This is a genomic window from Sphingopyxis sp. LK2115, from assembly GCF_014595975.1.
Lineage (GTDB): Bacteria > Pseudomonadota > Alphaproteobacteria > Sphingomonadales > Sphingomonadaceae > Sphingopyxis.
Genome location: NZ_JABWGQ010000051.1, coordinates 57,439 through 80,878 on the forward strand (window position 1 = coordinate 57,439; position 23,440 = coordinate 80,878).

At 65.6% G+C, this 23,440-nt stretch carries 30 protein-coding genes and 1 tRNA gene; 21 read left to right on the forward strand and 10 right to left on the reverse strand.

The genetic code is table 11. The annotated features are described in order from the left end of the window. Nucleotides 1-40 precede the first annotated feature (40 nt). Both HUW43_RS11870 and HUW43_RS11875 read left to right on the forward strand, forming a co-directional pair. Nucleotides 41-541 (forward strand): GNAT family N-acetyltransferase, encoded by a 501-nt coding sequence (locus HUW43_RS11870; protein WP_317450863.1) that lies wholly within the window; start codon nucleotides 41-43, stop codon nucleotides 539-541. Nucleotides 542-610: 69 nt separating this feature from the next. Beyond that, nucleotides 611-1,384, forward strand: coding sequence for a bifunctional precorrin-2 dehydrogenase/sirohydrochlorin ferrochelatase (locus tag HUW43_RS11875; protein WP_188237615.1), 774 nt, complete (start codon nucleotides 611-613; stop codon nucleotides 1,382-1,384). 39 nt (nucleotides 1,385-1,423) lie between these two features. Here HUW43_RS11875 and pspF read toward each other — a convergent pair whose 3' ends face one another. Beyond that, nucleotides 1,424-2,443, reverse strand: coding sequence for a phage shock protein operon transcriptional activator (gene pspF / locus HUW43_RS11880; protein ID WP_188237616.1), 1,020 nt, complete (start codon nucleotides 2,441-2,443; stop codon nucleotides 1,424-1,426). 175 nt (nucleotides 2,444-2,618) lie between these two features. Here pspF and HUW43_RS11885 point away from each other — a divergent pair, with 175 nt between their 5' ends. The 10 genes from HUW43_RS11885 (at nucleotide 2,619) to HUW43_RS11930 (ending at nucleotide 6,343) form a co-directional block, all read left to right on the forward strand. Then, complete coding sequence (locus tag HUW43_RS11885; RefSeq protein ID WP_188237617.1) at nucleotides 2,619-2,783, forward strand: hypothetical protein; 165 nt, start codon at nucleotides 2,619-2,621, stop codon at nucleotides 2,781-2,783. 101 nt (nucleotides 2,784-2,884) lie between these two features. After that, nucleotides 2,885-3,547, forward strand: coding sequence for a phage shock protein PspA (pspA, locus tag HUW43_RS11890; RefSeq protein WP_188237618.1), 663 nt, complete (start codon nucleotides 2,885-2,887; stop codon nucleotides 3,545-3,547). 12 nt (nucleotides 3,548-3,559) lie between these two features. Further along, nucleotides 3,560-3,835, forward strand: a complete 276-nt coding sequence (gene pspB, locus HUW43_RS11895) for an envelope stress response membrane protein PspB (protein ID WP_011540524.1) — start codon at nucleotides 3,560-3,562, stop codon at nucleotides 3,833-3,835. Nucleotide 3,836: 1 nt separating this feature from the next. Further along, nucleotides 3,837-4,217, forward strand: a complete 381-nt coding sequence (gene pspC / locus HUW43_RS11900; RefSeq protein WP_188237619.1) for an envelope stress response membrane protein PspC — start codon at nucleotides 3,837-3,839, stop codon at nucleotides 4,215-4,217. Nucleotides 4,218-4,264: 47 nt separating this feature from the next. Further along, nucleotides 4,265-4,564, forward strand: coding sequence for a hypothetical protein (locus HUW43_RS11905; RefSeq protein WP_188237620.1), 300 nt, complete (start codon nucleotides 4,265-4,267; stop codon nucleotides 4,562-4,564). 11 nt (nucleotides 4,565-4,575) lie between these two features. After that, a complete protein-coding gene (locus HUW43_RS11910; protein WP_188237621.1) occupies nucleotides 4,576-4,893 on the forward strand; it encodes a hypothetical protein in 318 nt (105 codons plus the stop codon). 12 nt (nucleotides 4,894-4,905) lie between these two features. Beyond that, the gene (locus tag HUW43_RS11915) at nucleotides 4,906-5,169 is read left to right on the forward strand and encodes a hypothetical protein (RefSeq protein ID WP_188237622.1); all 264 of its coding nucleotides are present in this window, start codon (nucleotides 4,906-4,908) and stop codon (nucleotides 5,167-5,169) included. Between the two features lie 33 nt (nucleotides 5,170-5,202). Beyond that, nucleotides 5,203-5,460 carry a hypothetical protein gene (locus tag HUW43_RS11920; protein ID WP_188237623.1) on the forward strand — a complete coding sequence of 86 codons (258 nt, stop codon included), beginning with the start codon at nucleotides 5,203-5,205 and terminating at the stop codon, nucleotides 5,458-5,460. Between the two features lie 23 nt (nucleotides 5,461-5,483). Further along, entirely contained in the window at nucleotides 5,484-5,729 is a 246-nt protein-coding gene (locus HUW43_RS11925) for a hypothetical protein (protein WP_120220472.1), read from the forward strand. A 203-nt stretch (nucleotides 5,730-5,932) separates the two neighbouring features. Continuing rightward, nucleotides 5,933-6,343 (forward strand): SufE family protein, encoded by a 411-nt coding sequence (locus tag HUW43_RS11930; protein WP_188237624.1) that lies wholly within the window; start codon nucleotides 5,933-5,935, stop codon nucleotides 6,341-6,343. Nucleotides 6,344-6,347: 4 nt separating this feature from the next. On the opposite strand, the gene HUW43_RS11935 is transcribed toward HUW43_RS11930, so the two are convergent. Continuing rightward, entirely contained in the window at nucleotides 6,348-7,721 is a 1,374-nt protein-coding gene (locus HUW43_RS11935) for a M20/M25/M40 family metallo-hydrolase (protein ID WP_188237625.1), read from the reverse strand. A gap of 151 nt (nucleotides 7,722-7,872) precedes the next feature. Between HUW43_RS11935 and HUW43_RS11940 the strand changes: the two genes are divergently transcribed. The 3 genes from HUW43_RS11940 to HUW43_RS11950 all read left to right on the forward strand — a co-directional run bounded on the left by HUW43_RS11940 (nucleotide 7,873) and on the right by HUW43_RS11950 (nucleotide 9,375). Beyond that, nucleotides 7,873-8,775 carry an SPFH domain-containing protein gene (locus HUW43_RS11940; RefSeq protein WP_188237626.1) on the forward strand — a complete coding sequence of 301 codons (903 nt, stop codon included), beginning with the start codon at nucleotides 7,873-7,875 and terminating at the stop codon, nucleotides 8,773-8,775. Between the two features lie 109 nt (nucleotides 8,776-8,884). Continuing rightward, nucleotides 8,885-9,094 carry a toxin-antitoxin system HicB family antitoxin gene (locus HUW43_RS11945; protein ID WP_188237627.1) on the forward strand — a complete coding sequence of 70 codons (210 nt, stop codon included), beginning with the start codon at nucleotides 8,885-8,887 and terminating at the stop codon, nucleotides 9,092-9,094. A gap of 38 nt (nucleotides 9,095-9,132) precedes the next feature. Further along, nucleotides 9,133-9,375, forward strand: a complete 243-nt coding sequence (locus HUW43_RS11950) for a hypothetical protein (protein ID WP_188237628.1) — start codon at nucleotides 9,133-9,135, stop codon at nucleotides 9,373-9,375. A 150-nt stretch (nucleotides 9,376-9,525) separates the two neighbouring features. Here HUW43_RS11950 and HUW43_RS11955 read toward each other — a convergent pair whose 3' ends face one another. Beyond that, complete coding sequence (locus tag HUW43_RS11955) at nucleotides 9,526-11,058, reverse strand: class I adenylate-forming enzyme family protein (RefSeq protein ID WP_188237629.1); 1,533 nt, start codon at nucleotides 11,056-11,058, stop codon at nucleotides 9,526-9,528. 205 nt (nucleotides 11,059-11,263) lie between these two features. Between HUW43_RS11955 and HUW43_RS11960 the strand changes: the two genes are divergently transcribed. From HUW43_RS11960 to HUW43_RS11970, 3 genes are read left to right on the forward strand one after another with little or no spacing between them, the layout of a single operon-like run. After that, on the forward strand, nucleotides 11,264-12,802 hold the full coding sequence (locus tag HUW43_RS11960; protein ID WP_188237630.1) for an acyl-CoA synthetase: 1,539 nt from the start codon (nucleotides 11,264-11,266) through the stop codon (nucleotides 12,800-12,802). A gap of 4 nt (nucleotides 12,803-12,806) precedes the next feature. Beyond that, complete coding sequence (locus HUW43_RS11965) at nucleotides 12,807-13,418, forward strand: 2-hydroxychromene-2-carboxylate isomerase (protein ID WP_188237631.1); 612 nt, start codon at nucleotides 12,807-12,809, stop codon at nucleotides 13,416-13,418. 13 nt (nucleotides 13,419-13,431) lie between these two features. Beyond that, nucleotides 13,432-14,235 (forward strand): crotonase/enoyl-CoA hydratase family protein, encoded by an 804-nt coding sequence (locus HUW43_RS11970; protein WP_188237632.1) that lies wholly within the window; start codon nucleotides 13,432-13,434, stop codon nucleotides 14,233-14,235. Nucleotides 14,236-14,256: 21 nt separating this feature from the next. On the opposite strand, the gene HUW43_RS11975 is transcribed toward HUW43_RS11970, so the two are convergent. Genes HUW43_RS11975 through HUW43_RS11995 form a run of 5 tightly spaced genes read right to left on the reverse strand, consistent with a single transcriptional unit; the run spans nucleotide 14,257 to nucleotide 17,466 of the window. Further along, nucleotides 14,257-14,949 (reverse strand): ATP12 family chaperone protein, encoded by a 693-nt coding sequence (locus tag HUW43_RS11975; protein ID WP_188237633.1) that lies wholly within the window; start codon nucleotides 14,947-14,949, stop codon nucleotides 14,257-14,259. Next, on the reverse strand, nucleotides 14,946-15,182 hold the full coding sequence (locus HUW43_RS11980) for a hypothetical protein (RefSeq protein ID WP_188237634.1): 237 nt from the start codon (nucleotides 15,180-15,182) through the stop codon (nucleotides 14,946-14,948). Before HUW43_RS11980 ends, HUW43_RS11975 begins: the two co-directional genes overlap by 4 nt. A gap of 31 nt (nucleotides 15,183-15,213) precedes the next feature. Then, nucleotides 15,214-16,428: an RluA family pseudouridine synthase gene (locus HUW43_RS11985; RefSeq protein WP_188237635.1), complete on the reverse strand. Its 1,215-nt coding sequence runs from the start codon at nucleotides 16,426-16,428 to the stop codon at nucleotides 15,214-15,216. Next, on the reverse strand, nucleotides 16,425-16,805 hold the full coding sequence (gene crcB, locus HUW43_RS11990; protein WP_188237636.1) for a fluoride efflux transporter CrcB: 381 nt from the start codon (nucleotides 16,803-16,805) through the stop codon (nucleotides 16,425-16,427). The genes HUW43_RS11985 and crcB overlap by 4 nt, the downstream gene beginning before the upstream one ends. Nucleotides 16,806-16,857: 52 nt before the next feature. Then, entirely contained in the window at nucleotides 16,858-17,466 is a 609-nt protein-coding gene (locus HUW43_RS11995) for a thermonuclease family protein (RefSeq protein WP_223181496.1), read from the reverse strand. Between the two features lie 229 nt (nucleotides 17,467-17,695). Here HUW43_RS11995 and HUW43_RS12000 point away from each other — a divergent pair, with 229 nt between their 5' ends. The 3 genes from HUW43_RS12000 to HUW43_RS12010 all read left to right on the forward strand — a co-directional run bounded on the left by HUW43_RS12000 (nucleotide 17,696) and on the right by HUW43_RS12010 (nucleotide 19,919). Next, nucleotides 17,696-18,733 (forward strand): winged helix DNA-binding protein, encoded by a 1,038-nt coding sequence (locus HUW43_RS12000; RefSeq protein ID WP_188237637.1) that lies wholly within the window; start codon nucleotides 17,696-17,698, stop codon nucleotides 18,731-18,733. A gap of 78 nt (nucleotides 18,734-18,811) precedes the next feature. Continuing rightward, entirely contained in the window at nucleotides 18,812-19,783 is a 972-nt protein-coding gene (locus tag HUW43_RS12005) for a magnesium and cobalt transport protein CorA (protein WP_188237638.1), read from the forward strand. Nucleotides 19,784-19,843: 60 nt separating this feature from the next. Beyond that, nucleotides 19,844-19,919, forward strand: a tRNA-Val gene (locus HUW43_RS12010). A 264-nt stretch (nucleotides 19,920-20,183) separates the two neighbouring features. On the opposite strand, the gene HUW43_RS12015 is transcribed toward HUW43_RS12010, so the two are convergent. Beyond that, the gene (locus HUW43_RS12015; RefSeq protein WP_188237639.1) at nucleotides 20,184-20,453 is read right to left on the reverse strand and encodes a CBU_0592 family membrane protein; all 270 of its coding nucleotides are present in this window, start codon (nucleotides 20,451-20,453) and stop codon (nucleotides 20,184-20,186) included. A 73-nt stretch (nucleotides 20,454-20,526) separates the two neighbouring features. Beyond that, nucleotides 20,527-23,202, reverse strand: a complete 2,676-nt coding sequence (gene acnA / locus HUW43_RS12020; protein WP_188237640.1) for an aconitate hydratase AcnA — start codon at nucleotides 23,200-23,202, stop codon at nucleotides 20,527-20,529. Nucleotides 23,203-23,440: the final 238 nt, after the last annotated feature.

Here is a 23,440-nt window from a genome sequence, read left to right on the forward strand (position 1 = left end):
AGGGACTATGGCGACGACCGATCCGATAGAGATAAGCCAAGTGGAGGATTTTCCGACCGCCGAACTCGCGGCGTGCGACTTTTCGTTCGACATTTCGCAGGTCATCGCCTTTCCATATGACGATCCGTACCGGCTCCATCCGGTCCCGCCTCGGCGCAAGGATTATGGCTGGGACCCTGCCGATTGGGATGGCGCAGAAACGGAAAAAAAGGCCGTCTTCATCGCTCGGTCGGGCGATCATATATTGGGTTACGCTTGGGTTTCCGAATATTGGAACGGGATGGCGAACCTTGCAGAGCTCGCGGTCGACCGGCGGGCGCGGGGACGCGGGGTGGCGGTTGCGCTTTTGGCAAGGATCGACGTCTGGGCACATGATAATGGTTTTGGGCTGATCCGGCTGGAAACCCAGTCGAACAATGTCGCAGCCTGTCGCCTGTATGCGCGCGTCGGCTATGCGCTGGGCGGTTTCGACGAAATGCTCTACGCTGGCGGACCCCATGAGGGCGAAGTCGCGCTCTTCTGGTACAGGGATTTGCGGTGAACACCGCACGCGTTTCTCCCGCCTTCGTGGGTTCGCACCCACGTCGGCGAACAACGGCAGGACCGTCGGATGCACCAGTTCCCCATTTTTGTTAATTTGCGCGGCCGCGCCGTCGTGCTGATCGGCGAGGGGGAGGCGGCCGAGGCAAAAGCCCGCCTGATCGCGCGGGCGGGCGGGCGGATCGTCCCCGCGTGGGAGCAAGGCGCGACGATTGCCTTCGTCGCGCTCGCCGATGACTCCGAAGCGTGCGCCGTTGCCGCCGATCTTCGCGCGCGCGGCCTGCTCGTCAATGTCGTCGATCGCCCCGATCTTTGCGATTTCACCACCCCCGCGATCGTCGACCGCGCCCCGGTGACCATCGCCATCGGCACCGGTGGCGCGTCGGCGGGGCTGGCAAAAGCGGTGCGCCAACGCATCGAAGCGCTGTTGCCCGCGCGGCTCGGCGACCTTGCCCGCGCGCTCCACGCGGCGCGCGCCGCGATGAAGGCGCGCTGGCCCGCCGCCGCCGACCGTCGCCGCGCGATCGACGCCGCGCTGGCCAGCGGCGGCGCGCTCGACCCGCTCGACGGCGATGCGGCGGACCGGGTGGCAAGCTGGCTGGAAGGCGAAAACGATGCGCCGCAATCGCGCCTCGAAACCGTCCGTCTGACGAGCGCCGACCCCGACCAGCTAACCCTGCGTGCGGCCCGCCTGCTGGGGGAGGCCGACCATATCTTTCATCCGCCGGGCATCCCCGCCGCGATTCTTGCCCGCGCCCGCGCCGACGCCGCGCGTCACATTGCCGCCGCACCGCCACAGGAACCACCGGGCGGCCTGTCCTTGTGGCTGGACATGCGCGCCTAGGGCGCTTCGACCGCCAGGCTGGTCAAATCATCACGGGGTTCATTGATTCAGCCCATGCTTTTTCAGCGCATGGCGAATCTGGTCATAGCTGAGGCCGAGCGCCTCGGCCGCGACCTTCTGGTTATAGCGGCATCGCGCCATCGTGTCGGCCAGGATCGTCTTTTCATAGCTGTCGACCGCGGCGCGCAGGTCGCTGACCTGGCCCGGCGGCGGCGCGGCGGCGGACGCGGCGGCGGGAGCGGCGGCGCTGGCCGGTTCGGCCTTCGTCGACCGTGACGCGGGTTGCCAGGGGCTCGCAAAAGGATCAAAGCTCAGCGCGTCGATCGGTTTCGTCGGGTCGCCCCAGCGATAGACGGCGCGCTCGATGACATTCCTGAGTTCGCGGACATTGCCCGGCCAGTCATATCCTTCCATCGCCGCGAGCGCGCGCGGGCCGAATCCCGGCCATTCGTCCCAGCCGACGACCGCCGCCATGCGCTGCCCGAAATAGGTCGCGAGCACTTCGATATCGCCCTCGCGCGCGCGCAGCGGGGGCAGGGTGATGACCTCGAACGATAACCGGTCGAGCAGGTCGGCGCGGAACCGGTTGTCTTCGACCAGCGCGGGAAGATGTTCGTTGGTCGCCGCGACGATGCGCACGTCGACGCGGATGGGGCGCGACGATCCGACGCGCGTGACCTCGCCATATTCGACTGCGCGCAGCAGGCGCTCCTGTGCCCCCATCGACATCGTTGCCAGCTCGTCCAGAAAGAGCGTGCCGCCGTCGGCTTCCTCGAACCGCCCAGCGCGGCTGCGCGTCGCGCCGGTGAAGGCGCCCGCTTCATGTCCGAACAGCTCGCTCTCGATCAGCGTTTCGGGCATCGCGGCGCAGTTCATGATGACATAGGGGCGATCCCAGCGCGTCGACAGGCGGTGCAGCCGCTCGGCGATCAGTTCCTTGCCCGTCCCGCGCTCGCCGATCACCAGCACCGGGCGGTCGAGCAGCGCCGCCTGGCTCGCGCGATCGACCGCGTCCTGAAAGGCTGCCGACTGGCCGATGAACTGCGTTTCGCGCTCCATTCCCAATCATTGGCAAATTTTCCCGCTGATTGGCAAGCTTAATCGAATGCGAACGTGAATCGCGAATGAAATTGCGCAGTTTTCCGGGGTTATCGGCAATTGGCACGCCTCCTGCATTAATTTCGGTGAACCGGCGCACAAGGCTCCGGTGCAGCAAAACAGGAAGGTTGATACGATGAAAACGAAGATTGCCCAGGCCGCTACTTTCGCGTTCAGCGCGGTGGGTGCACTGGCCATCCTCGTCGGTGCGGTCGACTATCCTGCCACCGCCGCCGCCAGCGTCCCCGTCGTCGGCCTGGTGGGTGCTGCTTCGACCCCGGCGGTCGGCCCCATGGCCTGACCGGCACTGGTGCCGGGGCACTCTCCCCCCTTGCCCCGCCCCGGCACCAGCATTTTTTTGAACCAGACAATCAGGTCTCAAGTTTTCGACAGGAGTTTCCAATGGGTATTTTTTCACGAACCCGCGACATCATCGCCGCCAACGTCACCGACCTGCTCGACCGGGCCGAAGACCCCGAAAAGATGATCCGCCAGATCATCTTCGAAATGAACGAAACGCTTGTCGAAGTCCGCGCCTCCGCCGCCCGCACCATCGCGGACCAGAAGGAGATGCGCCGCCACATCGCCAAGCTCGAAAGCCTGCAGGACAGCTGGAAGGAAAAGGCTGAACTTGCGCTGTCGAAGGACCGCGAAGACCTCGCCACCGCCGCGCTTGTCGAAAAGCAGAAGGCCGCAGACATGGCCGAACGCCTGAAAGCCGAGATCGCCGTCCTTGACGACGCGCTGACCGGCTATGAGGCCGACATCGCCAAGCTGCAGAAAAAGCTCTCCGAAGCGCGCGCGCGCCAGTCGAGCATCGTCAACCGCCTCGAAAGCGCCGAAAACCGCTATCGCCTTCGCGAAATGACCAACGGCGACCGGGTCGAGGATGCTTTCTCGCGCTTTGAAATCCTCGAACGCCGCGTCGACGAAGCCGAAGGGCGGGCCGACGCGCTGGGTCTCGGCTACAAAAAGTCGCTCGACGAAGAGATTGCCGAACTTCAGGCCGCCGACAAGGTCGCCGCCGAACTCGCCGCGCTGAAGGCTGCGCAGGGCAAGAAATAAGGAGCCGGACCGATGGAAGAAGTCATCATCGTCCCGATCGTCATCGGAACGCTCTTCCTCGGTCTGCCCTGGCTGATCCTCCACTATATCACCAAGTGGAAACAGGCCAAGACGCTTACCGGAGAAGACGAACAGCTGCTCGACGAACTTTACGATACGGCCAGACGGCTCGAGAATCGTCTACATACCGTCGAACGCATCATCAGCGCCGACCATCCCGACTTCCGCCCCGCGGTTCGCAGCGATGAAGAGCTGGCGCAGCTCGAAAACATAAACCGGAGGAACTGAGATGTCTGCCAGCCGCACCAAATTCTATCTCGACAAGCAGAACGCCAAATGGAGCGGCGTATGCGCGGGGATCGCGGACTATAGCGGGATCGACGTGCTCTGGGTCCGCGTCGGAGCGGTGCTGCTCACCTTGATGGGCGGTTTTCCCTGGACGCTGATCGCTTACTGGATGGTCGCCTGGATGGGCACGCCCAAACCCTTCGCGCTCTATGGCTCGCAGGAAGAAGCCAAGTTCTGGCAGGGGGTGCGCAGCAATCCCGCGGCGTCCACTCGCGACATCAAGTCGCGCTTTCGCGACATCGACCGTCGGCTCGCCGACATCGAACTTTACTACACCAGCCATAATCGCCGCCTCGCCGACGAGATTGACGCCCTTCGTTAATTTGCGGCGCAGAGCGGACGGGCTGGCATGCAACAGGGAGAATACAGATGAACATCGGTGGTACCGGTTTCGTCCTCGCCATTATCGCATTATCGATCGGCGGCTGGATGTTCACCACCTGGATCCGCGCCAAGCACGGCTATCCGGTCGAAAATGAATGGGGCGGCACGGTTCATCGAACCGACGCCGACGCTGATCGAAAAATCAGGCTCTTGACCGACGACAATGCCAAGCTTGCCAGTCAGGTCAGCCGACTGGAGGAACGGATCGCGGTGCTCGAACGGATCGCGACCGAAGATGGCGGCAAAGCGGCGCAGCTTGCCGACCAGATCGACAGCCTGCGCTGAGGGGATAACAGATGAATCTGGACATTGTGAACGCCTTTGCTCCCGTCGCCGCGATCGTCGGCCTGGCCGGGGTGGCGGGCTGGGTCTACACCACCTGGCTGCGCGTCAAGAATGGCTATCCGCTTGAAAACAGCTGGGGCAAGGCCGTCTATCCGCGCACCAGCGACGAAGCGATGGAGCGCATCAAGCTCATCAGCCAGGAAAATGCCCAGCTGCGCGCCGAACTCGGTTCGGTGAAGGATCGCCTCGCGGTCGTCGAGCGCATCGTCACCGACGAAAGTCACCGCGTCGCGGCCGAGATCGAGGCGCTGCGGCGCCCGGCGAACTGAGGAGACAGGCAGATGGAAACGATCCTCATCCTGTTCATTGTCGTCGGGCTGCCGGTCACGCTCGGCATCGGCTACGCCGCCTATGAACGCCACCTCAAGTTCAAGGAACGCGCGTTTGAGGCGATGAGCAGCGAAACCGCGGAAAAGGCGGCGCAATATGCCGCGCACACGGAACGGCTCGAAGCGCGCGTGCGCGTGCTCGAACGGATCGTGACCGACAAGGGCGTCGACGTCGCCGACGAGATCGAAAAGCTGCGCGACGCCCCGCTCAACTGATAACAATAAGCGAGACTGGAAAGGAACCTCCCCATGGGCCCGTTTGAAATGGTCGTCGGCATCGTCCTCATCGTGACGATCGGCAGCATCATCCGCGCCAAGCACGGCATCCGCCGCGACCGCCACGGCAACGACTATGTCGCCAATGACGCCGAAACCAAGGCGTTGCAGGCCGAGATACGCGCCCTCAAGGAGCGCATCCAGGTGCTCGAACGCATCGCCACCGACAATAATCGCGCCGTCGCGCTCGACGAGGAAATCGAAAAGCTGCGCGACAGCAGCAAGATCTGAACGCCGGTAAAGGAGCAACGCTCATGGCTTTCATCACTCCCGACCTCACCACCGCGGCCATCGCCCTCGCCGGGCTTACCATCGTCAGCCTGGTCGCGCTGCGCGGCTGGCGCGACTGGATCCAGCTGAAGCGCGAGGAACTCGCCGCGGGCCACGCCCCGCTGGCGCACGATCCCACCGTGCCGCACGCCGGATCGCGGATCGAAATCGCCGACCTCAAGGAACGGCTGCGCAAGCTGGAAGCGATCGCGGCGGGGGTGGATCTGTAACGCGCCGCCGGGCCATTTCTTTGTCACCCCGGCTGCGGCGATGGCCTCGCTGTTTCAGCGTCCACGGCCTGACGTTGCCTTGAGCGCCGCGCAAGACAAGAGGGACGGCCATGGATGCTGAAACAAGTTCAGCATGACGATGGGGCGAGGCGAAAGGGTAAATCCCTTCACACCGTCCCCCAAATCTGCCACTGCCCGCGCCCATGCGCAGCCTCTCTGACATTTTCGACGAATATGATTTCCTTGATGGCGACGATCGCTATCGCCTGCTGATCGAGCTTGGCCGCGAGCTGGAACCGATGCCCGACGCGCTCAAGACCGACGCGACGCTGGTGCGCGGATGCAGCGCGAGCGTCTGGGTTTATCCGGTGCCGCAGGACGATGGCCGTCTGCATTTCCTTGCCGACAGCAATGCCGCGATCACCAAGGGCATCGTCGCGCTTGTCCTCGCCGCGGTGCAGGACCGGCCCGCCAGCGAGGTCGCCGGAATGGACATCGCCGCCGCGCTCGCGCCCTTCGACCTCCAGCGCCAGCTTTCGTCGAACCGCACGCAGGGCGTGCCCAACATGATCGCGCTCGTCCAGGACACCGCCCGCCGCCTTGCCGCGGGCTGATCCCTCACTTCGACAGGTCGCGCAGCAGGCTGTCCCAATGCGCGAGCGCCGGAGCGATGGCGGCGACGGGCACACGTTCGTTGAGGCCGTGCGCAAAGCTGTCGCTCGCCTTGGAGAACAGCCCCGCGACGCCATAGCTCGGCACGCCGTTCATGCGGAAATGATAGCTGTCGGTGGCGCCCGCGCTCATCGACGGGATGATCGGCAGGCCCGGCGCGCGCGCATGGACGGCTTTCCTCACCGCGGCCATCACGTCGGGGCGTAGCGGCGAGGCGTCGCTCGCGCTCGCGTCGGGGTCGGGCAGCACCTTGACCGCCGGGTCGGCGATGACGCGCTCCAGCTCTGCGCGCACCGCCTCGACCGCGACGCCGGGAAAGATGCGGCAGTTGATGTTCGCCGTCGCGCGCTGTGGCAGCGCATTTTCGGCATGGCCGCCCTTCACCAGCGTCGGCACGCAGGTGGTGCCGATCTGCCCCACATATTCGGGATCGGCGCGGATCGCCGCGATCGCCTTCGCATCGGCGGGATCGGCGGCAAAGGCTTTCAGCGCCGCGCCGACCTCGCCGCCGATCTGGTCGGCAACGATCGGCAGGCCAACGCGCGTAAGCTCGTTGATCTGCGGTGCGAAGCGATAGGTGCCGATCCTGGCGAGCGCATTGGCGAGTTGCACGATCGCGTTGACGTCCGACGGGCGCGAGCTGTGCCCGCCGGCATTCGTGACCTCCAGCGTGAAGTCGGCATAAGTCTTTTCGCCGGCTTGCAGGCTGTAATATTGCGGCTTGCCGTCCTCGCCGATCAACCCGCCGCCGCCGTCGCCGTTGAGCGCGAGTTCGGCGTCGCTATACTTGGCGGCGAGCGCGCGCGTCGTCGCCATCTCCGTCTCTTCGTCGCCGCTGAGCAGCAGGATGATCGACCGCGTCGGGCGGAACCCCTCCCGCTTCAGCTGCGCCATCGTCGCAACCATCATCGCAATGTCGAACTTGTTGTCCTCCGACCCGCGCCCGAAAATATAACCATCCTCCTCGACCGCCACGAAGGGGTCGCGCGTCCAGTCCCTGGGGTCCGCCTCGACGACGTCCATATGGCCGAGCAGCAGGATCGGCTTCTTGTCGCTCGTGCCGCGCAGCGTGACGGCCAGCGTCGCCGTCTCGCCCATCGGTGTGATGTCGATGTCGGCGTCGGCATAGCCCGCGGCCTTCAGCGCCCCGGCATAATAGGCCGCCAGTTCGGGCACCTTGCCACGACCCTTCACCGTCGGGATCGCGATGCTGTCCTTCAATATCTGCTTGGCGGCTGCGGGATCGGCGGGTTTGGCGTGGGCGGGCGCGGCGGCAGCGAGCACGGCGGCGAGGGCGAGGGGCAGGGACAGGTTGCGCATGGAAACCAGTTAAGCGGCTTCGCCGACAAGCGGCAAGGGCCAAAGTTCCCGCCGCGCCGGACCGGATCGCCACGCTGCCGCCGAATCGGCTTGACCGGCGCGTGTTTCGATATAAATATGATATCATCATTATATCGAATCGGAGGGTTATATGGTCGAGAGTGGGGCACCGGCGCTGAATCGCAGTCGCGAAACGCGCGCCAATACGCAAAGCGGCTATCTGATGCTGTTCATCTGGCTGGTGCTGCTGGGCGTCGCCGCCTGGGCGGCGATCACCAATGCCAATGCCGATGTGATGAGCGCGTGGAAATGGATCCTCGCGGCCGCCGCGGGGGTGATCGGCACGCTCATCCTTTGCGGCTTTTATCTCATCAACCCCAATGAAGCCGCGGCGATCCAGCTGTTCGGTGCATATAAGGGAACCGACCGGCAGGAGGGGCTGCGCTGGGTGCTGCCCTGGCTGACGCGCAAGAAGATCGCGGTGCGCGCGAACAATGTCATTTCGGACAAGATCAAGGTCAACGACCTGCGCGGCAACCCGATCGAAATGGCGGCGCAGGTCGTGTGGCGCGTCACCGACACCGCGCAGGCGCTGTTCGACGTCGACGATTACAAGGAGTTTGTGATGGCGCAGATCGAGGCTGCGGTGCGCTCGATCGGCTCGCGCTACCCCTATGACGACATCGAGCATCAGGAGGTCACGCTGCGCGGCAACCATGAAGAGGTCGGCGCCGAACTGCGCAAGGCGCTGATTGAGCGGCTCACCGTCGCGGGCATCACGGTCGACGAATGCGGCCTTACCCACCTTGCCTATGCGCCCGAGATCGCGGGGGCGATGCTCCGCCGCCAGCAGGCCGAGGCGGTGATCGCCGCGCGCAAGAAGCTGGTCGAGGGCGCCGTGACGATGGTTGAAATGGCGCTCCAGCACCTGTCGGACAAAAAGGTCGTCGACCTCGACGACGAGCGCAAGGCGGCGATGGTGTCGAACCTGATGGTCGTGCTGTGCGGCGAACGCGACACGCAGCCGGTCGTCAACGCCGGCACGCTTTACTGACGCAAGAATCCCGTTCGCGTCGCGCGAAGTCGAGGCACCCATCATGGGCACGCGACCGCCCGGCATCTCGATGTCGCTTGATGAGAACGGGAAGTGAGGTTTCTTTGTAATGCCCGGTTCTGCCAAAAAAGCCTTTGCCCTTCGCCTCGATCCCGCGCTCTATGCTGCGGTCGAGCGGATGGCGGCGGCCGATCTGCGCAGCGCCAATGCCGAGATCGAGGTGCTGCTGCGCGAAGCGCTCGCGCGCCGCGGTGTGCCGGTGAAACCGCCCGCGCCGCCGCGCCGCGGCCGTCCGCCGAAGGCCGATGCGCAGGACTGATCCGGCGATTGCCCCGCAATCACAAAAGGAGTTTCGACATGCTGCACCTGTTTCTGGACAACCGCCCCTGGTTTCGCGCGAAGCGGCGCGGTTACGGCACCGGCCTGCCGATCGCGTGGCAGGGCTGGGCGATGCTGGCGGCGCATATCGCGCTCATCACCGGCGTCGCGCTGTTGCTGCGCGCGCAGCCCGTCGCGCTGACCCTTGCCGTCATTCTTGCCGGGGTGGCGCCCATGCCGCTCTATCGCGCCCGAACCGAGGGTGGCTGGCGCTGGCGTTGATGTGCGCCGAGAAGTGATGCACCAGCGGCTTTGGCGTGGGGAAGTGCCGTCGCGCCATTAAGCGCCTCCTGTGAAGGGGAGGCGCTTTCTTTTCGGTTATGGCCGCTTCGGTTCGAAACCGGCCGCAACACCGAACATCTTCGCGAACGCCTACCTGCTATGCGCGTCGCGCAGTTCGCGTTTGAGCACCTTGCCGATGGGACTGCGCGGCAGTTCGTCGACTTGCCTGATCGCGCTCAGCCGCTGCGTCTTGCCGACCTTGGCGTTGCACGTCTCGCGCACGCTTTCGGCATCGGCGCCCGGTTTCAGCACGACGAAGGCGACCGGGGTTTCGCCCCATTCCTCGCTCGGCATCCCGACCACCGCCGCCTCGACGACGCGCTCGTCGGCGAGCAGGATCGCCTCAAGGTCGCTTGGAAAGATGTTGAATCCGCCCGAAATGATCATGTCCTTCGCGCGGTCCATCAGCGTCAGGAAGCCGTCCTCGTCGATGCGGCCGATGTCGCCGTGGCGATAGAATAGATATCCCTCGCTGTCGTACCAGTGCATCGCCTTCGTCGCGTCGGGGCGGTTGTTGTATCCGGTCATCATCGCGGGACTGCGGCCGACGATCTCGCCCACCGACCCAGGCGGCAGTTCGTTGCCGTCCTCGTCGATCACCTTGGCGATATGGCCGGGCGCGGGTTTGCCGACGGTGTGCAGCTTGTCGGGGAATTGATGCGCTTCGAGGATGAAGGCGGCGCCGCCTTCGGTCATGCCATAGATTTCGACGAGGCCGCCCGGCCAGCGTTTCAGCACATCGGCCTTGAGCGCGGCGGGGAAGGGCGCGGAGGTGCAGTATTTCATCACAAAGCTCGACAGGTCGAAGCGGTCGAAATCGTCGAGCGCCATGATGCGGCGATATTGCACCGGCACGAGCATACAGTTGGTCGCGCGTTCGCGCTGCGCGAGTTCAAGGAAAGCGCGCGCGTCAAACTTTTTCATCAGCACGACCCGCCCGCCCGACCCGACCGTCGGCATGAAGCTCGCCATCGTCGTGTTGGAATAGAGCGGGGTCGACAGGATCGTCACCGCGTTCGGGCCATAGGCGGGGGCGCCGCGCTGGATATGCTGCCAGCGCATCGCATGGCTGTGGATAATGCCCTTGGGCGTGCCCGTCGTGCCCGACGAATAGATGATATTGAACCCGTCGTCGGGGCCGATTGCGACGGGGTGCGGCGCGGCGGTTGCGGGTGCGCTCCAGTCGGCCAGCGGCATACCTGCGTCGCTGCCGTCCATCGCGATCAGTTCGCTTGCCGCGATGTCCTGCCCTTTAAGGCCCGCCTTTGCAGCGGCGTCGAGGAACAGGTGGCGCGCCCCGGTGTCGGCGATCATCGCCGCCATCTGTTCGCCCGTCGCGCTGTTGGTGATCAGCCCCGCGACTCCGCCCGCGCGCAGCGTGCCGAGGATGATCGCCATCTGCTCGACGCTGTTCAGGCCCGCAATCGCGGTGCGATCCCCTTTGACGAAGCCGTCCCGTTGCAGCCGCGCAGCGATTCGGTCGGTCAATCGATCCAGTTCGGACCAGCTGAGCCGCCGCTCGTCATCGGCCGCCGCTACGGCATCGGGGCGTTCCGCGGCATGGGCGCGGACAAGGTCGGGCAGGGTCGCGAAGTCGCCGTCAAGCATCTCGATACTGGTCATGGCCCAAGGGTTAGCACAGCCGAAACGCGGTGCAATGCCGCCGATCTTCACGCGCCTGGGCGGAAGAGCGGCCGCATCCGCGCTGCGATCGAGACGCGTCGGCGAATCGCAACCTGTCACGCGTCGCAGCTTGCTTGACCAAAAGTTTCAGCTTGCTACTCATCTTCGACATAAAGAAACGAACGATTCCCGGAGACGATGCCCGATGCACCCCTCAGTCCACGCACGTAACAACCCCGAAAAGGCCGCGATCATCGTCGCGGAGACGGGCGAGGCGATCAGCTATGGCGACCTCGACGCCGCGTCGAACCGCGCCGCGCAACTGTTCCGCGCGCACGGGCTGGGGCACGAAGATGTCGTCGCCTTCATGCTCGACAACACGCCGCATTATTATGGCCTGACCTGGGGCGCGCAGCGCGCAGGGCTGCGTTATGTCTGCATCTCGTCGCGGCTGACGCAGGACGAAACCGACTATATCCTGGACAATTCGGGCGCGCGGATGCTGGTCGTTTCGGCCAGTCTCGCGGACGCCGCGCAGCGGCTGACGACGAACGTCAAGCGCTTCGCGATGGGCGGCGATATCCCCGGTTATGAAAGCTGGGAGGACGCCGTCGCCGCAATGCCCGCGACGCGGGTGGCGGACGAGCGCGCAGGGGTCGACATGCTCTATTCGTCGGGCACCACCGGGCGGCCCAAGGGCGTGCGCGTGCCGTTGCCCGAAGATCCCGCCATCGACGCCGTGAACAGCCTCGTCATGCTGGCCTCGGCGGTGTTCCAGATCAACGCGGACAGCATCTATCTTTCGCCCGCGCCGCTCTATCATGCCGCGCCCTTGCGCTGGTCGATGACGATCCACCGGCTTGGCGGCACCGTCGTCCTGATGAAGAAATTCGATCCCGAAGCGGCGCTGGCGCATATCGAAAAATATCGCGTCAACAGCAGCCAGTGGGTGCCGACGCATTTCGTGCGGATGCTGAAGCTGCCGGAAGAGGTGCGTCGCGGTTACGACATATCGTCATTGAAGGTCGCGATCCACGCCGCGGCGCCGTGCCCGGTGCCGGTCAAACAGGCGATGATCGACTGGTGGGGCCCGATCCTGTATGAATATTATGCGGGGTCCGAAGGCAATGGCATGACCTTCATTTCCAGCGCCGACTGGCTGACGCACAAGGGCAGCGTCGGGCGCCCGATCCTCGGCACGGTGCATATCGTGGGCGAGGACAATGAAACCGAGCTTGGCCCGAACGAGGAAGGCACGGTCTTTTTCGAGAGCGACAATGTCTTTGAATATCATGGCGACGACGAAAAAACCGCGTCGAGCCGCAATTCAAAGGGCTGGTCGACGCTCGGTGACGTCGGGCGGCTCGACGAGGAGGGATTCCTTTACCTCACCGACCGCAAGAGCTTCATGATCATTTCGGGCGGCGTGAACATCTATCCGCAGGAAATCGAGAATCATCTCGTCACCCATCCCAAGGTCGCCGACGTCGCCGTGGTCGGCGGCCCGCACGAGGAAATGGGCGAAGAGGTGATCGCCGTCGTCCAGCCCGCCGACATGGCCGAGGCAGGCGACGTGCTGCGCGACGAACTGATCGCCTATGCGCGCGAAAAATTGTCGGGGGTGAAGATTCCGCGCCGCATCGACTTCCTCGAATCCTTGCCGCGTCACGACACTGGCAAGCTCTACAAGCGCCTGCTGCGCGACCGATATTGGGAGAAGGAAAAGGCCGGGGCGGAGGCTTGATCCGATGACCGGCGCGCGCGTCGAGTTCTTCTTCGACCTCTCCTCGCCCTGGACCTGCCTTGCGTTCCACAATCTGCCCGGCGTCCTCGAACGGACCGGCGCGCGCGCGGTATATCGCCCGATCCTGGTCGGCGGGGTGTTCAACGCGGTCAATCCGGCGGTCTATGCGGCGCGCGAACAGGCCGACAACCGGCGGCTCCGGCATAGCTGGAAGGTGCTGAAGGACTGGGCGCGGCTGGCCGGGGTGCCGATGAACTTTCCGTCGCAGTGGCATCCGGCGAAGAGCGTCGCCGCGATGCGCTTCTGCTGCGCGCTCGAGGCGGATCAGGCCGCGCTCGTGCGGTTCGCGCGCAGTGCCTTTGCCAGCTATTTCGACCGGCAGGAAAATCTCGATGACCCCGCGGTGCTCGCGGCGGTGGCCGATGCCGAGGGGCTGGACGGCGCGGCGATCGCGGCGGCGTCGGGCAGCGATGCGGTGAAGGCGCGGCTGCGCGCGAATACCGATGAACTCGTCGCGCGCGGCGGCTATGGTTCGCCGACGATCTTCGTCGACCGGGACGATATGTATTTCGGCAACGACCAGCTTCCGCTTGTCGAAGCCGCCCTGAAATGTTGAAGAGGACGCTCCCGTGAAAGACCGGATTTCGATCACCATGCAGGAAGGCGGCATCGCCGACGTCCGGCTGATCCGCGCCGACAAGATGAATGCGCTCGACTCGGCGATGTGGGAAGCGCTGGCGCAAGCGATCGACCAGCTCAAGGCCACGGCGGGCCTGCGCGTCGTCGTCCTGTCGGGCGAAGGCCGCGCCTTTTGCGCCGGGCTCGACCTGTCGAGCCTTGGCGGCGATCGCGACCCCGGCACGAGCAGCGCGGGCGGCAACCTGTCCGACCGCACGCGGGGCATCGCCAACAACGCCCAATATGCCGCGTGGGGCTGGCGCGAGCTGCCGGTGCCGGTGATCGCCGCGGTGCATGGCGTCGCCTTCGGTGCGGGCAGCCAGATCATGGCCGCGGCCGACATCCGCATCGTCCACCCCGACACGCGCATCGCGATCATGGAGATGCGCTGGGGACTCGTCCCCGACGTTGCGGGCATGGCGCTGTGGCGCACGCAGGTCGCCGACGATGTGCTGCGCGAGCTGATATACACCAACCGCGAATTCACCGGGTCGGAGGCGAAGCTGCTCGGCTTTGCGACGCATGTGTCGGATGATCCGCGCGCCCGGGCGATGGAACTGGCCGCAGTCATTGCCGACAAGAACCCTCATGCGATCCGCGGTGCCAAGCGGCTGTGCAACATGCTGGGCCATGCAAGCGATGCCGAGATATTGCAGGCCGAAAGCGACGAGCAGGTGAAGGTCATCCGCACCCCGAACCAGATCGAGGCGGTGATGGCGCATATGCAGAAACGCAGGCCGAACTTCGTGGAGTGACCATCGCGGGGACGACGCTTTTTAAGCGAGCAACTCCAAAAACCGCGCCGCATTGTCCCAGTCGCGCTGTTTTGCCGCGCGCGCCCTTTGCGCCTCCTCGTCGGCACCCCAGCGGCGTTCCTGATACAGCTCGTCAAGGCTGACCGCCCGCCACAGGGCGTCGGCGTCGAACGCGTTTTCGATGAGCGCAAGACCCGCGACAAGCGAGCCGCCGATCGTCACCAGCGGGGTCAGCGCGGTGATCCGCCAGGCGTCCTGCGCCAGCACGGCATCCTGCAACGTCGCGACGGTTGCGGCGGGCTGGTCGATCGGCAGGACGCCCTGCGTCAGCGCGAATTCGACGGCATAGCGATTCTCGGCCCACGTCAGCAGCGGGTTCCACGCGGCCGCCTGTTCGGCCTGCAACGCCGCATCGCGCGCGTCGCGGTAACAAAGAAGGTCGCTCGTCGCATAGGCCGCGACGGGCGCCGCAAAGGCCGCGACATCGGGTGTCGCCAGGTCGATCGCGGCGTTGGTCAGCCCGGTCATCGGCATTGCGGCGGGGTTCACCTTCTCGCCCACCGCGCGCCACTCGTCGGCGATCGCGTCGGCGAGCGCGGTGCTCGGCACCGCGAGCGGCGCGCGCTGCGGGGTGCGCACCGGTCGCGCGTCGAGCGCGATGCCCCAGCCGCCATCGTTCGCAACGACGGCAACCTCTTTCCAGAAGCGTTTCACGAGCCTTTGGGCGACCGCCAGCGGCGCGCCAGCAGCAGCGGCATCACCGCGAAATCGAACGCGCCGATCAGCACGATCGCTGCGCCGATCCAACGGTCGGTCGGCTGTCCCGCGAGCGAAAAGCCGCCGCTGATGAGGATGAAACCGATCGCGATGAAGGCGACGCCCATCAGGCGCATGATCGTGATCGCGAAAAAGCGTTTCCTGGCGAGCGCATCGTCATTCGGGGTCATGCGCCCCTCCTATCGCCGCCGGGGTGGCGCATCAACTGCGCGCGCGCGGCCGCTTGGAGCGCGGCGACGGCTTTTTCGCGGCGGACTTGCCTGTCTTTGCCGTCGTTTTCGCCTTGGCCTTGGATTTCGGCTTGCCGATATGGTCGGTCGGCTTGCTCGTCGCGGTGCGCCCGCGCCGTTCGCCGCGCCGCGCCTTGCGGATCTGCTTGGCATGGGCCTTCGCCGCGGCTTTCGCGGCGGCCTTGGGCGGCGGTCCCTTGGCAAGATCGTCGATCGCGACCTCGCCGAGCAGCGGGTCGAAACCCAGCGCGTCGAGGCTCGCGGCGAAATGTTCGGGCACCTCGGCGCTCACGTCCATCGCGCCGCCGTCGGGATGGTCGATGCGCAGGCGGCGGCTGTGCAGGTGCAGCTTGCGGCTGATCGTCCCGGTCAGGAAAGCGCCCTTGCCGCCATATTTGCCGTCGCCGACGATCGGATGGCCGATCGCCGCCATATGGACGCGCAGCTGGTGGGTGCGTCCGGTCAGCGGCTGCAATTCGACCCAGGCGGCGCGATTGCCCGCGCGGTCGATGACCCGGTAGCGCGTTTTCGAGGCCAGGCCGCTGTCGTGGACGTGCATCTTCTCGCCGCCCGATCCCGGCTGCTTGGCGAGCGGCAGGTTGATTTCGCCCTGCGCGATGTCGGGCACGCCGACGACGATCGCCCAATAGGTTTTCTTTGCGCTGCGATTCGAAAAGCTCTTCGCGAACCAGGCCGCGGCGCGTGGGCTGCGCGCGATCAGCAGCGCGCCCGACGTGTCCTTGTCGAGCCGGTGGACGAGCTTGGGGCGCATCGGCGCGTCATATTTGAGCGCGTCGAGCAGTCCGTCGACATGATGTTCGGTCTTTGTGCCTCCCTGCGTCGCGAGGCCGGGCAGCTTGTTGAGCACAATGGCGCTCGCATCGCGGTGAATCAGCATCGATTCGGCAAGCGCGATGTCGGCGTCGGTCAACGGGCGACCCTTGCGCGCCGGACGGGCCTCGGCCTCGACGGGCGGCACCGGCATCACGAGCCTTTGCCCGGCGGCGATCCGGTCCGACACATCGGCCTTCCTGCCGTCGAGCGTCAGTTGCCCCGATCGCGCCCAGCGCGCGAGCAGCGCGTGCGGCGTTCCCGGCCGATGGCGCTTGAACCAGCGGTCGAGCCGGATGCCGTCGTCCTCTTCGCCGATGACCGCGCTGTCGAGGCTGGCTTCGCGCGCGCTCATGTCGAAAGCTGCCGAACGGCGATGATGCCCGCGCCGCAGGCGAGCAGCGCTCCGATGACCGAAGCCAGCACGTAAAAGGCCGCCTGCCCGGTCTGACCGCGCTCGAAAAGCAGCCAGAACTCCATGCTGAACGATGAAAAGGTGGTGAACCCGCCCAATATGCCGACCCCGACGAACAGCCGCGCCGTCTCGCCGCCCGCACCGCTGCGCGCAAGCAGGCCAATCAGCAGCCCCATCGCGAGGCTGCCGACGATATTGACCGACAGCGTCCACCAGGGAAAGCCGGGGCCAAGCCGCGCCAGCATCGCCTGGCCAACCAGATGGCGGGCGCCGGCGCCGATCGCGCCGCCGATCATGACGGGAAACAGGCTGTTCATGGCGCTGGCCCTAGCCCGAATCGACGGCGAGTCAAAGGCGGCATTGCCAGGGTCAGACCCCATTAATTCCACGTTCGAGGCGTCGAATCAGGCCGTCGCTGGCGGTCGCGGGCCGCGCATGCGCGGCGCGCCAGTCGGCGTGCGCGGCAAAGTCGCCCTGCCAGATGCCGCGCCGCGCGGCTTCGGCACCCGCCTCTTCGTCGCGATAGTCGGCGTCGCTGGCCACCGCCCAGCCCTGGCGGACCATTTCGGCGCCCAGGTCGACGCCGTCCGGCAGGGGGGCGGTCCGGCAGCTCGCGAGCGTGCGGCCATAGCGGTCCCTGGTCGTCAGCGCGCAATGCAGCGGCCCGCGGCCCGCAAGCCGTTCAAGCGCTTGCCGCGCTTCGCGCCCGCACGGCCAGCGGACGTCGGCGCGCGTGCAAAGCTGTCGATATTCGACCGCGTCGATCCCCGTCAGCCGGATCGTCACACGCGCCCCGTCGTGCCAAACGATCAGGCTGTCGCCGTCGATCACCTGCACCAGCGGCACCGATTGGGCGGGCAGCGGTCGCGCGAACCAGGTGGCGAACGCCAGCCCGGCCAGCAGCAGCGCCGCCCCCGCCGCGCGCAGCCGCTTGCGCCGGGCCCGTCGGGCGAGTGGAGAGAGGCGCCGTATCATCATCGTCCCGACTGATCGCGGCGCGGCGCCATGGCAAGCCCTAATAAGCGGTTGACGATGAGAACAAAACATGTCCAAAATGGAGCTATCCGGCCAGACGATGTTCGCGCTGTCCGGCCCGATCCGCGCTTTGGTCCGGTTTGGCGGCGAACAGGATCGAACAAAATGCGAATCCCACCAATATGACGGCAGGATCACGTCAGGGTGGAGTAGCGATACAGGGGGTGACGTCATGATGGATCATGGAGTGCAGCCTTGGTTCGACCCGTCGGACGAGGGGGCCGCTTGTGGTGAGGCGTTTCCGGCGGCGATGACGGGCGGGACGATCCCGCGCGGCATCGCATCGCCGATGCTGCTTGTCGGGCCGCCGGGCGACTGGTTCGAACAGGCGCCGCGCGCCGATGTGCGCCTTGTCGCCACGCTCGCGCCGTCGCGCGCCGCGGCCCATATCCGCCATGTCGCGATGCTCGACATCGTCTGGCTCGCGGCGGCTGAAACGATCGAATCCGCGACCTTCGCCGAAATCTGTGCGGCGATCGTGCGACGCGGCTGCACGATCGTCTGCGAAACCAGCCTGGCCGCGCTGGACCGGGTGGCGGCGGCGATCCCGGTTGCGATCGATACGCAGCTGCTCGTCGACGCCGACCCGGCCGACAAGCTGGTGGCGCTCGCGGCCGCGCGGCGCACGCGCTTTGCCGAATTCAACGACGTGGCGCGCGACGATGCGATGGAACGCATCGACCGGTTGCAGGAAGAAGTGGCGCGCATCGCGCGGATGCTGGGTGAGCTTGCGGCGCAGCAGGGCGGGCTGCCCGGCGCCCCCAGGGGCTTTGCGTCGCGCGGCGGCGACGTCGGCGATCTTGTCGGGCGGCTCCGCCCATCCGCGCACGATTTTGCAGCCACGCCGCGAAGTTTTGTGCCCGAGGAGCGGATGCTCGACCGTCAGCGCGCCAAGCAGGTGCGGCGGATGCTGCGCCAGCGGCGGATGCGCGAGCAATATTTCCCCGCCGACCTGTTCGCCGATCCGGCGTGGGACATGCTGCTCGATCTCTATGCCGCGCGGCTCGAACGCCAGCCCGTGTCGGTGTCGAGCCTGTGCATCGCCGCCGCGGTGCCGGCCACCACCGCGCTGCGATGGATCAAGACGATGACCGACGCCGGACTTTTCCTGCGCGAACAGGATCCGCACGACGGCCGCCGCATCTTCATCGCGTTGGCGGAGGGGGCGTATGATGCGCTTTCGCGTTATTTCGAGGCGCTCGACGAATAGGCCGGACGGGAACATGCCGTCGGGGATTCCCCTGGGCCGCCGCAGCGCTTATGGTCGGATCGAGGAGGACCGCTGCCGATGCCGATCATGGCCGCCCGTGCCTATCACGAGGGCAAGTTTGTGCGCGACCTTGGCCCGCAGGAGATGGTGCCCGAAGATTGCGATCCGGGCGATTTTTTCTGGCTCGGGCTTTACGCGCCGACCCCTGACGAACTGGCAGGCATCGCACGGCGGTTCGGCCTTCATCCGCTCGCGGTCGAAGACGCGCTGAAGGCGAACCAGCTGCCGAAGGTCGAGGTTTACGGCGACCAGCTTTTCGTCGTCGCGCGCACCGCCACGCTCGACGGCGATGCGATCCACGCGGGCGAAACCGCCCTCTTCCTTGGCCCGCATTTTCTGGTGAGCGTTCGCCACGGCTCGGCCCGCGCGCACACCGACGTGCGCGCCCGGCTCGAAAGCCTGCCCGCCAAGCTTGCGCACGGTCCCGATTATGTCCTCTATGCCGTGCTGGATTTCATCGTCGACGGCTATTTTCCGGTGATCGACGCGATCGAGGATCGGATGCTGGGGGTCGAGGATCGCGTGATGGACACGCCGCTCAGTGCCGCGGACATTCGCCATCTCTACAAGCAGAGGCACGAAATCATCCGTTTCCAGCGACTCGTCGGGATGATGAAGGAAGTCGCCGCGCGGCTCGCCCATGGCGACGAACTGCCCGCGATGGACCCTGTCGTGCGTCCTTTTTTTCGCGATGTGTGGGATCATGTGCAGCGCGCCGAATATCGCCTTGCGGGGCTGCGCGACATTGCGGTGTCGGTGATCGAAACCAACGGAATGCTCGAACAGCAACGGCAGGGCGCGATCACGCGCCAGCTTGCCGCGTGGGCCGCCATCCTCGCCGTGCCCACCGCGATCGCCGGCATTTACGGGATGAATTTCGACTATATGCCCGAACTGCGCTGGAGCTTCGGTTATCCGCTGGTCGTCGGCGCGATGGCGGCGATCTGTTCCGCGCTTTATTGGCGGTTCAAACGCATCGGCTGGCTTTGACCCGCCAACGCGCGGCTTGCCAGCCGCGGCGCCTTGTGGCAGGGGCGCGCTTCCCTTCGGGGGCGCTTAGCTCAGTTGGTAGAGCATCTCGTTTACACCGAGAGGGTCGGCGGTTCGAGCCCGTCAGCGCCCACCATTCCTCCCTTGGGCCCTGGCCGCTTGCCTGTCGCTATCCGCCGACCGTGTCGCCCGACAGCGGCGACGCGCGCATCGACCCGCGCGCGGCGAATCCGTCGAACCAGTCGCTGACGCGCGGGTCGGCACGAAGGGCGAGGAGACCGCGAGCTTCGTCACGAGAAAGCGGTCGGCCGGGCTGGTCGCTTCGTGCGACCGTGCGGAAAAGCCGCGTGCGATTGGCCGCGGCAAGCGATCGGTCGTGCTGCTGTTCCTGACCGAGCGGTCAGGCTGAACGCCCGCCCCGGCCTGCGCGCCATACCGTCCACAGCGTAAACAGCCCCATCGCCGCCCATATGATGTTGAGCGCCGCCGACGGGATCGCGCCATTATAGCCCGAATTGATGATAAATCCGCCCGCGCCGACGACGTTCATCCATTGATAGACATAACCGCGCGCTTCGAGCTTGCCGAGCGAAAGCAGGACATAGGCGGCAAGGATGATCGCCGCGGCGGCCCAGCCGATGACTTCGATGACGATCGTTACGGCGGACATGCGCTTCGTCTCCACATGAAAACGCCCGCCCCGATGATGGGGCGGGCGCTTGCGGCGTCAGTCGGTGGCGGCGTCAGGCCGCGAGCTTGCGCAGCACATAGTGCAGGATGCCGCCGTTCATATAATATTCGACCTCGTTCGCGGTATCGATGCGGCAGAGCGTGTCGAAGGCGAAGGTCGAACCGTCGGGACGGGTGACGTTGACGGTCACCGTCTGGCGCGGTTTCAGATCCGCTATGCCGGTAATGGTGAACTGGTCGTCGCCGGTGAGGCCCAGCGTCTCGCGCGTCAGGCCGTCGGTGAATTGCAGCGGCAGCACGCCCATGCCGACAAGGTTCGAGCGGTGGATGCGCTCGAAACTCTCGACGATCACGGCGCGGACGCCGAGCAGGTTCGTGCCCTTTGCCGCCCAGTCGCGCGACGATCCGGTGCCATATTCCTTGCCCGCGATGACGACGAGCGGGGTGCCGTCGGCCTTGTGGCGCATCGCGGCGTCGTAGATCGGCATGACCTCGTCGCCATAGCGCGACATGCCGCCTTCGATGCCGGGGACCATTTCATTCCTGATGCGGATGTTGGCGAAGGTGCCGCGCATCATCACCTCGTGGTGGCCGCGGCGGGCGCCATAGCTGTTGAAGTCGGCCTTGCTGACCTGATGGTCCATCAGCCATTTTCCGGCCGGCGAGTCCGCCTTGATGCTGCCTGCCGGCGAGATGTGATCGGTGGTGATGCTGTCGCCGAGGATCGCCAGCGGCTTTGCGTTCACGATGTCCGACACCGGCGCCGGGGTCATCGTCATCCCCTCGAAATAGGGCGGGTTCGCCACATAAGTCGAACCCGCGCGCCACTGATAGGTGTCGCTGCCCTCGACCTCGATCTTCTGCCAATGCTCGTCGCCCTGATAGACATGGGCATAGCGCGCCAGGAACATGTCGCGGTCGACCGCGCCGGCGATCGCGTCGGCAACTTCCTGGTTGGTCGGCCAGATGTCGGCAAGGAAAACGTCCTGGCCGTCCTTGTCCTGCCCGATCGGGGTGGTGGTGAAATCCTCGGTCACCGTGCCCTTGAGCGCATAGGCGACGACGAGCGGCGGCGAGGCGAGGAAGTTCGCGCGCACGTCGGGCGACACGCGGCCTTCGAAGTTGCGGTTGCCCGACAGCACCGACGCGGCGACAATGTCATTGCCATTGATGGCGGTCGAAATCGGCTCGGCAAGCGGGCCCGAATTGCCGATACAGGTGGTGCAGCCATAGCCGACAAGGTTGTAGCCGATCGCGTCGAGATGGTCCTGAAGCCCCGCCTTGACCAGATAGTCGGTGACGACCTGGCTCCCCGGCGCAAGCGACGTCTTGACCCACGGCTTCGGCTTCAGCCCCCTCTCGTTCGCTTTCTTGGCGACCAGCCCCGCGGCGACCATCACGCCGGGGTTCGACGTGTTGGTGCAGCTGGTGATCGCCGCGATCACGACGTCGCCGTCGCCGATATCATGTTGCGCGCCGGCGACCGGCACGCGCACCGGCGCATCCTTGCCATAGACTTTCTTGAGGTCGGCGTTGAACACATCGTCGACCTGGGTGAGCACGACCTTGTCCTGCGGACGCTTCGGTCCCGCGAGGCTGGGGACGACGCTGCCCATGTCGAGTTCCAGCGTGTCGGTGAACACCGGATCGGGCATGTCGGCCGACAGCCACAGCCCCTGTGCCTTGGCATAGGCTTCGACGAGCGCGATATTCTCGTCCGAACGGCCGGTGAGGCGCATATAATCGAGCGTCTTGTCGTCGATGCCGAAAAAGCCGCACGTCGCACCATATTCGGGCGCCATATTGGCGAGCGTCGCGCGGTCGGCGAGGCTGAGCGAGGCGAGGCCCGGACCATAATATTCGACGAAGCGCCCGACGACGCCCTTCGCGCGCAGCATCTGCGTCGCGGTAAGCACCAGGTCGGTCGCCGTGACGCCTTCCTTCAGTTTGCCGGTGAGCTTGAAACCGACGACTTCGGGGATCAGCATCGACACCGGCTGGCCGAGCATGGCGGCCTCCGCCTCGATCCCGCCGACGCCCCAGCCGAGCACGCCGAGCCCGTTGATCATCGTCGTGTGGCTGTCGGTGCCGACGCAGGTATCGGGATAGGCGACGAGCGCGCCCGATGCGTCTTCGCTCGACCACACCGCCTGCGCGATATGTTCCAGATTGACCTGATGGCAGATGCCGGTGCCCGGAGGAACCGCCTTGAAGTTCGACAGCGACTTCGACCCCCATTTCAGGAAGTCATAACGTTCGCCGTTGCGGTAATATTCGATCTCGACATTCTGCTCGAATGCCTTGGGGTGGCCGAATTCGTCGACCATCACCGAATGGTCGATGACGAGGTGGACGGGAACGAGCGGGTTGATCTTCGACGTGTCGCCGCCCAGCCTGGCGATCGCATCGCGCATCGCGGCGAGGTCGACGACACAGGGGACGCCGGTGAAATCCTGAAGCAGCACGCGGGCAGGGCGATATTGAATCTCGCGGGCCGAGCGCGGATCCTTCTGCCAGTCGACAATGGCCTGGACATCGTCGGTCGACACGGTGAATCCGCCATCCTCGAACCGCAGCAGATTTTCGAGCAGCACCTTCATGCTGAACGGCAGGCGCGAGACGTCGCCCAGCTTGGCCGCGGCCTTGTCGAGCGAATAATAGGCATATTCCTTGTTGCCGACGTTCAGCGTCGAGCGGGTTCCCAGCGTGTCGTTGCCCGTGGTGGTCATAGGATGCAGTCCCCATGTTGGCGCGGCGGGGAATGACTGTCCGATGGCGAAGCGGGAGAGCGGGGCCAACGGGAGTCGCACGCGCGGATTTATGTTGGCGCCGCCTTACGCCGGGATCGGGGAATTGCAAGGGGGTGGGGTGGGTTCATGGGCGCCTGGGCGGACTTTCGGCCAAGGGCGGCGCGATGATTTTTTACACAAGGACACGAAGGCGCAAAGGGGCGTTGGCCGCTCTGGC

Excerpts from the sequence above, each read along its gene's own strand:
- HUW43_RS11875 (WP_188237615.1), top strand. The coding sequence starts at position 611 with ATGCACCAGTTCCCCATTTTTGTTAATTTGCGCGGCCGCGCCGTCGTG.
- pspF (WP_188237616.1), bottom strand. The coding sequence starts at position 2,443 with ATGGAGCGCGAAACGCAGTTCATCGGCCAGTCGGCAGCCTTTCAGGAC.
- HUW43_RS11885 (WP_188237617.1), top strand. The coding sequence starts at position 2,619 with ATGAAAACGAAGATTGCCCAGGCCGCTACTTTCGCGTTCAGCGCGGTG.
- pspA (WP_188237618.1), top strand. The coding sequence starts at position 2,885 with ATGGGTATTTTTTCACGAACCCGCGACATCATCGCCGCCAACGTCACC.
- pspB (WP_011540524.1), top strand. The coding sequence starts at position 3,560 with ATGGAAGAAGTCATCATCGTCCCGATCGTCATCGGAACGCTCTTCCTC.
- pspC (WP_188237619.1), top strand. The coding sequence starts at position 3,837 with ATGTCTGCCAGCCGCACCAAATTCTATCTCGACAAGCAGAACGCCAAA.
- HUW43_RS11905 (WP_188237620.1), top strand. The coding sequence starts at position 4,265 with ATGAACATCGGTGGTACCGGTTTCGTCCTCGCCATTATCGCATTATCG.
- HUW43_RS11910 (WP_188237621.1), top strand. The coding sequence starts at position 4,576 with ATGAATCTGGACATTGTGAACGCCTTTGCTCCCGTCGCCGCGATCGTC.
- HUW43_RS11915 (WP_188237622.1), top strand. The coding sequence starts at position 4,906 with ATGGAAACGATCCTCATCCTGTTCATTGTCGTCGGGCTGCCGGTCACG.
- HUW43_RS11920 (WP_188237623.1), top strand. The coding sequence starts at position 5,203 with ATGGGCCCGTTTGAAATGGTCGTCGGCATCGTCCTCATCGTGACGATC.
- HUW43_RS11925 (WP_120220472.1), top strand. The coding sequence starts at position 5,484 with ATGGCTTTCATCACTCCCGACCTCACCACCGCGGCCATCGCCCTCGCC.
- HUW43_RS11930 (WP_188237624.1), top strand. The coding sequence starts at position 5,933 with ATGCGCAGCCTCTCTGACATTTTCGACGAATATGATTTCCTTGATGGC.
- HUW43_RS11935 (WP_188237625.1), bottom strand. The coding sequence starts at position 7,721 with ATGCGCAACCTGTCCCTGCCCCTCGCCCTCGCCGCCGTGCTCGCTGCC.
- HUW43_RS11940 (WP_188237626.1), top strand. The coding sequence starts at position 7,873 with ATGGTCGAGAGTGGGGCACCGGCGCTGAATCGCAGTCGCGAAACGCGC.
- HUW43_RS11945 (WP_188237627.1), top strand. The coding sequence starts at position 8,885 with ATGCCCGGTTCTGCCAAAAAAGCCTTTGCCCTTCGCCTCGATCCCGCG.
- HUW43_RS11950 (WP_188237628.1), top strand. The coding sequence starts at position 9,133 with ATGCTGCACCTGTTTCTGGACAACCGCCCCTGGTTTCGCGCGAAGCGG.
- HUW43_RS11955 (WP_188237629.1), bottom strand. The coding sequence starts at position 11,058 with ATGACCAGTATCGAGATGCTTGACGGCGACTTCGCGACCCTGCCCGAC.
- HUW43_RS11960 (WP_188237630.1), top strand. The coding sequence starts at position 11,264 with ATGCACCCCTCAGTCCACGCACGTAACAACCCCGAAAAGGCCGCGATC.
- HUW43_RS11965 (WP_188237631.1), top strand. The coding sequence starts at position 12,807 with ATGACCGGCGCGCGCGTCGAGTTCTTCTTCGACCTCTCCTCGCCCTGG.
- HUW43_RS11980 (WP_188237634.1), bottom strand. The coding sequence starts at position 15,182 with ATGACCCCGAATGACGATGCGCTCGCCAGGAAACGCTTTTTCGCGATC.
- HUW43_RS11985 (WP_188237635.1), bottom strand. The coding sequence starts at position 16,428 with ATGAGCGCGCGCGAAGCCAGCCTCGACAGCGCGGTCATCGGCGAAGAG.
- crcB (WP_188237636.1), bottom strand. The coding sequence starts at position 16,805 with ATGAACAGCCTGTTTCCCGTCATGATCGGCGGCGCGATCGGCGCCGGC.
- HUW43_RS11995 (WP_223181496.1), bottom strand. The coding sequence starts at position 17,466 with ATGATGATACGGCGCCTCTCTCCACTCGCCCGACGGGCCCGGCGCAAG.
- HUW43_RS12000 (WP_188237637.1), top strand. The coding sequence starts at position 17,696 with ATGATGGATCATGGAGTGCAGCCTTGGTTCGACCCGTCGGACGAGGGG.
- HUW43_RS12005 (WP_188237638.1), top strand. The coding sequence starts at position 18,812 with ATGCCGATCATGGCCGCCCGTGCCTATCACGAGGGCAAGTTTGTGCGC.
- HUW43_RS12015 (WP_188237639.1), bottom strand. The coding sequence starts at position 20,453 with ATGTCCGCCGTAACGATCGTCATCGAAGTCATCGGCTGGGCCGCCGCG.
- acnA (WP_188237640.1), bottom strand. The coding sequence starts at position 23,202 with ATGACCACCACGGGCAACGACACGCTGGGAACCCGCTCGACGCTGAAC.